Here is a 10050-nt window from a genome sequence, read left to right on the forward strand (position 1 = left end):
CCGTATCAGCGCTGTCGCGGTGCTGGCGCTCGCCGCCCTCGTCACCGGAACCGGCGCCGGGTTCGCCGCCACGACCACACCGTCGGGCACACCGGCCGGGGTGCACCGGGCACCGGCGCCGGTCAGGCGGCGGTTCGCCTGCGGCGGTCGGTGCCGGTGAGGATGGCGCGTTCGCACATCTCGGCGAGGCGGGAGGCGGTGCGATCGCCGAGGGTGTTCTTGATATCGCCGGGCGCCAGGTTGGTGGTGAAGATCGTCGGGAGCAGGTGCTCGTAGCGGTGGTCGACCAGCCGCAGGGTGAGCTCCTCGGTCCACTCGGACGCCTTGGCGGCGCCGAGGTCGTCGAGGACCAGCAGCGGGCTGGTCATCAGGTCGCGCATCTCCCGCTCGGTGTCGGTGCCCTGGCGGGGTCGCTGGGAGGCGTACAGCTCGGTGGCGGTGAGCTTGGTCCAGCGCAGACGAACCCCGGCCTTCAGCAGGCTGCGGATCGCCCCGTACGCCTGATGGGTCTTGCCCGAGCCGGTGGGTCCGGCGATCAGGAGCGAGGGCCCCTGGGCGATGCCGGGGGTGCCGCCGGGGCCGGGTCGGCAGGCCAGGGTGACCTGCTGGACCCAGATGGTGACCTCCGGGTGGTCGGCTTCGGCGAGGCGGTAGCGCGGCGGGATGCAGCGGTCGGCGAGCTCCAGCGCGGTGGAGGGCTGGTCGGTGTCGGGCAGCGGCCGGTCGGGGTCGATCCCCTTGGCGGCCAGCATCCGCCCCAGGCGCAGGACGGCGCCCGAGGCCGGCTGCGGCTCGCGACGCTCGTCCGTGCGGCGGGGGTTGGGCAGGCTGGTCACAGGTCCCCCTCGTAGTAGTCGCGGGCGTCGGCCGGGTTGGCGAAGGGCCGGTACGGCGCGCGGGCAGCGCTCTGCCCGGCGCGGGACGCCCCGGCGGGCTGGGCGTTGATCGCCTCGTGGACCATGCTCGGCAGCACGCTCGGGCTCATCGGCTTCGCCGCGTAGAGCTGCAGTCCGGCGCGGATGTCGTCGTCGCTGGTGCCGCCGTCGAGCAGGTCCTTGATGACCTTGCCGAGGTGCCCGCGCACGTTGGCCGGTACCGGCTTCGGGCAGGTGGCGATGTACTCGGCCAGCAGGGCGCCCGCGTTCACCGGCGGCTTGCCGGTGTGCGTGCCGACCAGGACCTTGCCGTCCCGGTCGGGTGCTGCTGACGAGGGTGCTGGGGTGGGCGCGGCGTCGCCGCCCCCTTTAGGGGTAGATCCATGGTCCAAGGTCCATGGTCCAGGCACGACGTTCTCCGGAGTCCTCCGGACAGACTCCGGAGAAGCCGTCTGACCTGCACTTTCGCCAGGAGCTGCCGCCTCGGACGCCGACACGGCCACGGCGGGGGTGGACTCGGCGCCGGCCGAGAAGGGCCGCTGGGCGGGGACGGTCTCCGCCAGGGTCGCGAGCGGTTCCGGAAGGCTTCGGAAGTTCTCCGGAGCCGGGCGCGCGCAGCCCTTGCCCTTGGCCTTGCACTTGCCGCACCAGCCCGCGGGCTCGTGGACGGGGCAGGCGGGCAGGCGCGAGGGGGTGGGGTGGGAGATCTTCTGGTGCTCGTGCCACTTGGTGACGTGCAGGTACTGGCGGCCGTCGCAGCCGGTGTACCGGCAGATCAGGCCGGTGTCGGCGAGCTGGCGAAGCTCGCCCTCGGTGTCGAGCGCGGTGTGCTCGGGCCGCAACGACCACAGGGCGCCGTTGAGGACGGCCGCGTTGTCGCGCTGGCGTCCCTCGTCGTCGGCCTGGGTGAGCAGGCAGACGAACGTGCGCTCGGCGGTCAGCGACACCGAGGCGAGGTCTTCCGAGACGGGGTACTCGGGCTTGATGGTGCGGATGCGCGCCATGGCCTACCACCCCGCCTTCGGGGCGAACGGGCGTGAGGCAGGTGCGCCGCAAGGGCGCGACGCCGTACGCTGGAGCACGTTGGTCCTTCCCCGGTGCGCTTGGGCTGCAACCCTGCACCGTGGCCGATCGTCGTGGATGGGCGGTTTTGGGACCTTTCAGGCCCTCGGTGTTGGTAGCACCGGGGGCCTTCGGCCTTTTCGGGCGAGCCGCAGGCATCGTCCATCCGCGATGCGGTTCGACTTGACATGCGTTTCGCTATGCATGACTATGGCACCCCGGTGGCGCTAATGCAAGTCGCCTCAGACTCGAATGCGAGGTGAATAGATGTCCGGGAAGGAAGAGCCCGCAACCAGCCCGACCGATGGCCAGGGCGAGGAAGGCGCCTCGGCTGCCCTGAGCGAGGAGAACGCAGCCGAACGCGTCCGACTGGAGCGCGAGCTCCGCGGCTGGAGCACCGGCGAGCTGGCCAAGCGCATGACCGAGGCCGGCTACCCGATCAACCAGTCCTCGGTCTGGCGCATCGAGAGCGGTGAACCACGCCGGCGGATCAACCTCAACGAGGCGATCGGCTTCGCCAAGGTCTTCGACCTGGCCCTGGAGGACTTCCTCGGCCCGTCGACCTCTCCCGAAGAGAAGATCATGCAGGAACTCGCCGAGCACGTGGTCGAGGGCTACCGCCTGGCCGCGCAGGGCGCCGAGTTCACGACCAAGGCCCTGGCCGCCGCCGAGAAGTACTGCCAGGACTTCCCCCACAACTGCAAGCGACTGCGAGGGAAGATCGCCATCGGCCTCTCCTTCGAGTACCGCAGGTACGCGCCGACCCCACTCGTCCAGGAGTTCCTCAAGGGCGGCAAGATGCCCGCCGAGCCGGTCCATACCGACGAGTGACCGGACCAGGCCGCGCCGACCGCCCGCGAGGCCATCTCAAGATCTTTTTTGGTAGCGAGCCGGACCGCCCCTACGGTGCCCACCAAGCCCCGCCAGTCATTTGGTGCGGCCGAAATCCAGAGCTACTGTCACACCCCACGCGGCCACCAACCGCACAACCGCCCGTCCATGACGATCGACCACGGTGCAGGGTTGCAGCCCACCAGCCACCGAGGAAGGAACCTCGCGTGCCCGAGCTCCGCTCGACGCCAGTCCAGCCTTTGCCGCGCCTGGCCGCCGCCCCGCCGCCCACGGGGTGCTTGATCACCTCCGGCGCTGCCGTCACCAGCACGGCGATCAGACCGGTCTGACGGTCCCTTTTCCCAGCCGCCGTCCGCAGAACCGCAGGGTTGCCCTGCCTCACGGACGCTGAGCGGCTTCTCCGCCGATCTTCCGTACAGCGCCCACGGCAGTTCGGCTCCCTCGCGACCCCGCATTGTCGCCCCGGCCGGTCGCCCTTCTCCGCTCCCGTTCGGGAGCCGACACCACTCCCAACCGCCCATCCTCGAAACCGCCATGCGGTGGCCCGGGTTGCAGCCCATCGGCCATCGCGAGAGGACCCGCATGCCCGAGCAGTGCCTCACGGTCGCCCAGGTCGCCGAGCGCCTGGGCACCAGCGAGCGCTTCCCCCGCCGCCTCGTCGCCGAGCGCCGCATCGCCTTCGTCAAGATCGGCACCCACGTCCGCATCGCCGAGAGCGTCCTCGACGCCTACATCGAGGCCGGCACCGTCCCCGCCATCCGCCCGGTCCGCTCCGGTGGCCGCCGCGTCGGGAGGGCTGCCTGATGGCGAACAACTCCGGCCGTCGGCGCCGCTGGGGCTCCGTCCGCAAACTCCCTTCGGGCCGCTTCCAGGCCCGCTACCCCGGCCCCGATGGTGCTCTTCGCAACGCCGACGAGACCTTCGAGACCAAGGGCGACGCCGAAGCCTGGCTCGTCGAGACCGAGGCTGACATACGCCGAGGCGAGTGGCGCGACCCCAACGCAGGAGCCGTCAACTTCCTCCTCTACGCCACCGCCTGGATCGACGAGCGCGACCTCGCGCCGCTCACCGAGGAGCTGTACCGCCGGCTCCTCCGCCTCCACATCGCGCCGACCTTCGGCGAGTCCGACGTGAAGGACATCACCGCTCCCCAGGTCCGCTCCTGGCGTGCCGCGCTCCGCAACCGCGGCATCAAGACCACCGCCGCGAAGTCCTACCGGCCGCTCAAGTCGATCATGGAGACCGCCGTCGACGACGAGTTGATCCGCCGCAACCCCTGCCGCGTCAAGGGCGGCGGCAAGGAGGTGGCCGCCGAGCGCCCCCACGCGACCATCGAGCAGGTCCTCCAACTCGCCGAGCTGATGGGCCCGCGCTGGCAGCTGATGGTGTTCATCGCCGCCTTCATGGCCCTGCGCCCGGAGGAGCAGGCCGAACTCCGCTGCCGCAACGTCGACCTGGAGAAGGGAGTCGTGTGGATCCGCCGCGCGGCCCCCGAACTCTGCACCGGCGAACGGGCCGTGGGCGACCCCAAGTCCGAGGCCGGCAAGCGCGCGCTCCGCATCCCGACCGAACTCCTCCCGGAGTTCGAGCGGCACCTGCGCTGGTACGCGCAGGACGGCGAGGACGGCCTGCTCTTCGTCGGCGAGCGCGGCGCCCCGTTCCGCCGCTCGACCTTCGGCCGCAAGTGGCGCAAGGCCCGGAAGAAGCTGGAGCTGGAGCACCTTCGCTTCTACGACCTCCGCCACACCGGAAACGTCCTCGCTGCCAGCACTGGCGCCAGCCTCCGGGACCTCATGGCCTTCATGGGCCACGACTCCCCTCGCGCCGCATTGATCTACCAGCACGCCACCGAGGAGCAGCAGACGAAGATCGCCAACGGCATCAGCACCGCCGTCGTCGACATCCGCACCCGCCGGCGACGACCGGCCTCCCGCGCCGTGGACGAAGCCCGAGAGGCGTAGCCGCCCGGCGCAAAGGCGTCCGGCCAGTTCCTGCTGGCCGGACGCCGACTTGTAGAACGCGGGTCAACGTGGCCTCTCCCGCGTGAGGTGCAGCGCGTGGCGGCGCGCCTTACTTTCGGCTCGGGGCTGTTTGGCCCGCAGGTACTCGCGCAGGCCAAGGTCTCGTTGAAGGAGTAGCTCCAGGCGTTGCAGGACGGCGTCGGCCGCGCGTTTCGGGGACAGGGCTGGGACCTCCACGTCGTGGGAGTGCAGGAGCCTGAGCGGGGCTTCCCGCACCCGGATGACCGTCCAGCCGTCGCCGCGCAGGAGGCCAGCTTTGGCCTCGTCCTTGGCTTCTTTGCCTTGGTGCCAGTAGGAACCGTCGAATTCGATCGCGAGGCGGTGGTCGGGGAGCACGATGTCGACGTCCAGGATCCGGGTCTCTCCGGCCACCGTGGTCACCGTGATCTTGTGGACATCCGGGTCTAGGGGGAGGAACTCACGGATCTCGAATGCGAGGAGGATTTCCTGTAGGGAGCGGGGCGCGAGGGTGCAGTAGGGGCAGTTGGTGCCGTTGTGGGTGCGGGCAACGACGGTGGTCTGCCATTCGTGCAGCGGGTCCGTGGTACAGCGCCACCAGGCGCGGTATGTGCTGCCGTAGACGGTCTCTGCGGGGATACGCGTGCCGTTCTTGGTGGAATGCCATTCAGCGGCAAGGCGGGGATGGGTGGTGGCAAGGTTGTTGGCGGCGCTGACGCGCCGGTTTGCGCAGAACGGGCAGCCTACGCCAGCGGTGGTCTGGTAGACCTCGCGCTGCCATTCGTGGTCAGCGCCCTTCTGGCACTTCCACCACACCTTCTGTTTCGCTGCAGGGGTGACTTGGTCCGGGGTGAGGTCGCCGTTGCGGGTCGGGTGCCACAGGCGTGCCGCGTCGGGGTGCTTGGCGGCAACGGAGTGTCCAGGTGAGGCATAGAAGCCGGAGCAGTAGGGGCAGCCGTTGCCGAGGACGGCGCGGTTGCGGATGATCGCCTGCCATGCATGCGCGGGGTCAAGGGGGCACTGCCACCAAGCCTTGGCCATGCTGCGCTTGGTCACCTCGCACGGGGTGCGAGGGCCGTTGCGCTGAATGTGCCACTGCGACGCGAGTTCCGGGTGGGTGGCGGCCAGGGACGAGGTGCTGCTGGGACGTCGACCCGTGCAGAAGGGGCAGGCCTGGTTGCTGATCCGCCGGGCGACCTGCTCGTGCCAAACGTGGTCCGGGGCCGCAGGGCAACGCCAAGCCACGATCTTCTCGCTTCCAGAGCGCACATCGTGTGGACTGAGAGCACCATTAAGGTCGTTGTCCCACCATGCAGCAATATCGGGATGAACAGCCGCCAGAGATGTGGCAGGCGTTACACGGTACGGACCCCGAGTACCTCTGGGGCAGTACGGGCAGCCCGTTCCCTCTCGGCCGGTACGCATAGCAATACTGGTCTTCCACGTATGCCCCTGCGCGCAGCGCCACCAGACCTTCACACTGGAGCCGCTGAAGACCTGGTCAGGTACAAGGGGGACGTTGAGGTCCGCGGCCCACTGGGCGGCAACGTCCGGGTGCGTCGCCCGCAAGGACGTGGCAAGGGTGATTCGCTTTCGCCCGCAGTAAGGGCAACCGAAGCCTCGTAGAGCTCGCTTGATAACGCTCTGGGTCCATCTGTGCCCTTCGGGGCAACACCAGTGAACCGTCTTGTTGGACCCGGGGACCACATCGTCCGGGGTTAGCTCGCCGTTGCGCTTCGGGTCCCACTGGTCGGACAGCTCCGGATGCAGGGTGCGCAGCGAGTTGGTCACCGAAGCCCGTTTCCCAACACAGAAAGGGCACCCGTTGCCCGTGCTGCCGCGCTGCGGGCGTGCGCGGTTCGCCACTGATGTCTGCCATTCATGGTCCGGACCTTCAGGGCAGCGCCACCACACCCGCCTGCTGGTGCCGCAGGTCACCGTCCCCACAGACAGGCCAAGATTCCGCTCGGGGTGCCACTGAGCCACGAGATCTGGGCGCGCCTCTATCAGGAGAGGTGTCGAAGGCCTTGGCCCTGGCCGGCTGGACCGCTCAGTCCGCGGCACGTGACTCGCTTCATCAGTCCAGGCAGAGCGCCCCACCCCTATCGACACCTCCGCGACGTTCCGCGACGTTCCGCGACCAAGTCGATCGAGTCTAACGACTCATCAGGAAACGTCTGGCACGGATCTGGCACGGCGGGGTCGGATTGGTCCAGACAACGCGAAAGCCGCAGGTCAGATGACCTGCGGCTTTCGGTATGGAGCGGGCGACGAGAATCGAACTCGCGCTCTAAGCTTGGGAAGCTCATGTTCTACCATTAAACTACGCCCGCCTGATGAGCCGTCAGAGACCGCTCGATCCAGTGTCACTGTACCCCATCTGCGACGGTGGTTGCACAGGGGGTCGGCGAACGTGGCGGAGCACGGTGGGGCGGGTGCGGGGGCGTACTGTTTGGGCCGCGTGCGAGTGCCCCGGTGGGTGGGGGCCGGGGCGGCGAGCCATGGTGAGGAATGTCCGGAACATCCCTTCGTGTGACGCTGTCCCGGGGCTCGGCCGCCGGGGCACGTGAGTACGGGTGAGTACTGGGTTAGGGATGGGAAGGGGATCGATGGAGCAGCGCGCCGTCGTTCGTTGTGCCGAGGGGCACCTGTTCAGCACCACCACGTTCCCGATGCAGAACCTCGGTCCGGGCCGGATCGGCCCCGGGCGGTTGATCCGATGTCCGCAGTGCGGACGGCTGCGGAGTTCGGTGCTGGCCGACGTGCGGGAGCTGTCGGAGCCGCAACTGGCGCGGGCGATGCGGCTGGAGGCCGCGGAGTTCCTGGCCTGAGGGCCGGCGGAAGGGCGGACGGGCCCCGGGCGGATTCGTCCGGGGCCCTTTCTTGCACGTAACCTCGAAGCGTGCTGCTCTCTGACAAGGACATCCGGACCGAAATCGACCGGGGCCGGGTCGTCGTCGACCCGTTCGACCCGTCGATGATCCAGCCGTCGAGTATCGACGTGCGCCTCGACCGCTTCTTCCGCGTGTTCGAGAACCACAAGTACCCGCACATCGACCCCTCGGAGGAGCAGCCGGACCTGACCCGGCTGGTCGAGCCGGAGGGCGACGAGGCGTTCATCCTGCACCCCGGCGAGTTCGTGCTGGCCTCGACGTACGAGGTCATCACGCTGCCCGACGACGTCGCGTCCCGGCTGGAGGGCAAGTCGAGCCTGGGCCGGCTGGGCCTGCTCACCCACTCCACGGCCGGCTTCATCGACCCCGGCTTCAGCGGCCACGTGACGCTGGAGCTGTCGAACGTCGCGACGCTGCCGATCAAGCTGTACCCGGGCATGAAGATCGGGCAGCTGTGCCTGTTCCGGCTCTCCTCGCCCTCGGAGCACCCGTACGGCTCGGAGCGCTACGGCTCGCGCTACCAGGGCCAGCGCGGCCCGACGCCGTCGCGCTCGTACCTGAACTTCCACCACACCAAGGTCTGAGCCGAAGGGCTCCGCAGAGCGCACGCACGACGGGCGGCCACCCCCTTCCGAGGTCGGAAGGAGGGGTGGCCGCCCGCGGCGTTCCTCAGGCCCGCTTCGGGCTGGTGACGGCGACCAGTTCGGTGCCGTCCTCGGACAGCCGCAGCTCGGTGCGCAGCTCGGCCAGCTCGCCGAGGTGGTGCAGGTGGGTGCCGCCGCAGAAGATCTGCGCGCCGCCCTCGGGCAGCTCGCAGTGCCACTGGCGGCGGGCGGTCAGCTCGGGGCCGGGCACCTCGATGCGGACCGGGGCGTCCGCGGCGACCCAGGCGGCCAGCCGGGCGTTGACGGCCTCGGTGAGGGCCGGCAGGGCGTCGGCGAGGGCCGGGAACTCCTCGGTGGCGTCCACCGTGAAGCCCTTCTTCTTCAGCGACTTGCCGAGCCGGTAGGTGTCGGTGCTGGCCGCGGTGTCCATCACCGAGCTCGCCATGGCGAGGCTGTCGAAGTCCGGGTGGCCGAAGGCGTCCGAGCGGCCCGGGTCCTTGCGCCAGCGCGGGGCGAGCGCGGCGTTCAGGGCGAGGGCGAGCAGGTGGCAGCCGCTGTGCGAGGCACTGAGGGCGCCCCGGCGGTCGGCGTCGACGGCGAGCGCGGCGGTGCGGCCGACGATGTCGCCGGGGTCGCCGTCGAGGACGTGCAGGACCAGCCAGGACCACTCCTCGTCACCGCGCCGGACCGGGATGTCGGCGCCGACCAGCAGCTCCCCACCGTCCGGGCCGACGGCGCCGGTCAGGCAGTCGACGACGGCCAGCCCGGTGCCGTCCACGGTCAGGGTGCCGAGGTCGGCCGGCTGGTCCGGCCAGGTGTGGTCGAGCGGGTGGAACGGGGTCGCCTCGGTGACGACGGCGTACCGGCCGTCGGCCAGCGGGTGCACCGCGAGCACCGGGGACTCGCCGGTCACCGCCCCGGCCGGGAAGCTGACGTGGGTGGTGGGGAGGGTCATTCCTGGCTCCGGTGAAGGTGGGACGACGAGGGTGGGCGGGCCCGGCGCTCGGCCGCGACCCGCCCCCATTCTGCCTTCCGCCCGCCGAAGGGTTCCGCCCACCGAAGCCCGCCGGAGCCGTCCGCCCGCCGAAACCCTCGGCCCGCCGGGCGCTCAGCCCAGCGTCGGCAGCTTGATCAGCACCAGCAGCGCGACCAGCTGTACCGCCGAGGCGGCCGCGGCCTTGCCCCAGGGCAGGTCGTGCAGCCGCCGGACCATGCTGGTCAGCAGGTACGCGCAGAGCATCCAGGTGACCCAGCCGACGACCTGGACGACGGCGCTGCCGGAGGGCAGCACCAGGTCGAGCAGCAGCCGGGGCGCGTCGGTGAGCCAGCCGATCAGCGCGGCCAGGCCGACGGTCGCCTTCCACGGGCCGTCGCCGCCGAGCTGGCGGGCCAGCGCGTAGGTGACTCCGCCGAAGAGCGCCCCGGTCACGGTGAAGCCGATGGCGGCGGCGAGGATGCCGGTCAGCGCCACGGTGAAGGTCGAGTTGACGATGTCGTCGTGGGTCAGCCCGATGCCGAGCACCGCGAGCGCGCCGTACAGCAGCGAGACGGTGAGGGCGGGCAGCCAGACCTGGTGGTCGCGGGTGCGGTCGAAGATGGCGGTCGGGGCGCGGAACAGGCCGGTGAACAGCTCGCGCCAGTGCGGCCGGGGCCCGGCGACGTGCGGAGCGGACTGGCCGCCGGCCCGACCCCCGCACGCCGTCCGCCGCGCCGGCCGTCCTCTGGGTACACGACAGGGCCATCGGAACACATCACGCGCTTCCTGCGGGCAGCTTTTCAGATC

10 protein-coding genes and 1 tRNA gene are annotated in these 10050 nt (G+C 70.3%); 5 read left to right on the top strand and 6 right to left on the bottom strand.

Features of this window, described 5'->3' with window-relative positions; genetic code table 11:
• Nucleotides 1–122: 122 nt before the first annotated feature.
• Nucleotides 123–752: an ATP-binding protein gene (locus ACIQOV_RS11965; RefSeq protein ID WP_401047731.1), complete on the bottom strand. Its 630-nt coding sequence runs from the start codon at nucleotides 750–752 to the stop codon at nucleotides 123–125.
• An 80-nt stretch (nucleotides 753–832) separates the two neighbouring features.
• Entirely contained in the window at nucleotides 833–1879 is a 1047-nt protein-coding gene (locus ACIQOV_RS11970) for a hypothetical protein (RefSeq protein WP_401047715.1), read from the bottom strand.
• Between the two features lie 325 nt (nucleotides 1880–2204).
• Here ACIQOV_RS11970 and ACIQOV_RS11975 point away from each other — a divergent pair, with 325 nt between their 5' ends.
• From ACIQOV_RS11975 to ACIQOV_RS11985, 3 genes are all read left to right on the top strand, one after another.
• A complete protein-coding gene (locus tag ACIQOV_RS11975) occupies nucleotides 2205–2768 on the top strand; it encodes a helix-turn-helix domain-containing protein (protein WP_401047717.1) in 564 nt (187 codons plus the stop codon).
• Nucleotides 2769–3371: 603 nt separating this feature from the next.
• On the top strand, nucleotides 3372–3593 hold the full coding sequence (locus ACIQOV_RS11980; protein WP_401047719.1) for an excisionase family DNA-binding protein: 222 nt from the start codon (nucleotides 3372–3374) through the stop codon (nucleotides 3591–3593).
• The gene (locus ACIQOV_RS11985) at nucleotides 3593–4750 is read left to right on the top strand and encodes a tyrosine-type recombinase/integrase (RefSeq protein ID WP_401047722.1); all 1158 of its coding nucleotides are present in this window, start codon (nucleotides 3593–3595) and stop codon (nucleotides 4748–4750) included. The genes ACIQOV_RS11980 and ACIQOV_RS11985 overlap by 1 nt, the downstream gene beginning before the upstream one ends.
• A gap of 63 nt (nucleotides 4751–4813) precedes the next feature.
• On the opposite strand, the gene ACIQOV_RS11990 is transcribed toward ACIQOV_RS11985, so the two are convergent.
• Together ACIQOV_RS11990 and ACIQOV_RS11995 are read right to left on the bottom strand one after the other, a co-directional pair.
• Nucleotides 4814–6880 carry a zinc-ribbon domain-containing protein gene (locus ACIQOV_RS11990; protein WP_401047723.1) on the bottom strand — a complete coding sequence of 689 codons (2067 nt, stop codon included), beginning with the start codon at nucleotides 6878–6880 and terminating at the stop codon, nucleotides 4814–4816.
• 147 nt (nucleotides 6881–7027) lie between these two features.
• A tRNA-Gly gene (locus tag ACIQOV_RS11995) sits at nucleotides 7028–7101 on the bottom strand.
• 276 nt (nucleotides 7102–7377) lie between these two features.
• On the opposite strand from ACIQOV_RS11995, the gene ACIQOV_RS12000 reads away from it, so the two are divergent.
• Together ACIQOV_RS12000 and dcd are read left to right on the top strand one after the other, a co-directional pair.
• Nucleotides 7378–7599, top strand: coding sequence for a hypothetical protein (locus ACIQOV_RS12000; RefSeq protein WP_380351225.1), 222 nt, complete (start codon nucleotides 7378–7380; stop codon nucleotides 7597–7599).
• 71 nt (nucleotides 7600–7670) lie between these two features.
• Nucleotides 7671–8246, top strand: coding sequence for a dCTP deaminase (gene dcd, locus ACIQOV_RS12005; RefSeq protein WP_380548121.1), 576 nt, complete (start codon nucleotides 7671–7673; stop codon nucleotides 8244–8246).
• Between the two features lie 85 nt (nucleotides 8247–8331).
• Here dcd and ACIQOV_RS12010 read toward each other — a convergent pair whose 3' ends face one another.
• Nucleotides 8332–9222 (bottom strand): metal-dependent hydrolase, encoded by an 891-nt coding sequence (locus tag ACIQOV_RS12010; RefSeq protein WP_359897744.1) that lies wholly within the window; start codon nucleotides 9220–9222, stop codon nucleotides 8332–8334.
• A gap of 153 nt (nucleotides 9223–9375) precedes the next feature.
• Nucleotides 9376–10050 (bottom strand): Yip1 family protein (locus tag ACIQOV_RS12015; RefSeq protein WP_401047728.1); only part of this gene is annotated, 675 nt, incomplete at its 5' end.

It is taken from the genome of Kitasatospora sp. NPDC091257, assembly GCF_044757675.1.
GTDB lineage: Bacteria > Actinomycetota > Actinomycetes > Streptomycetales > Streptomycetaceae > Kitasatospora > Kitasatospora lactacystinica.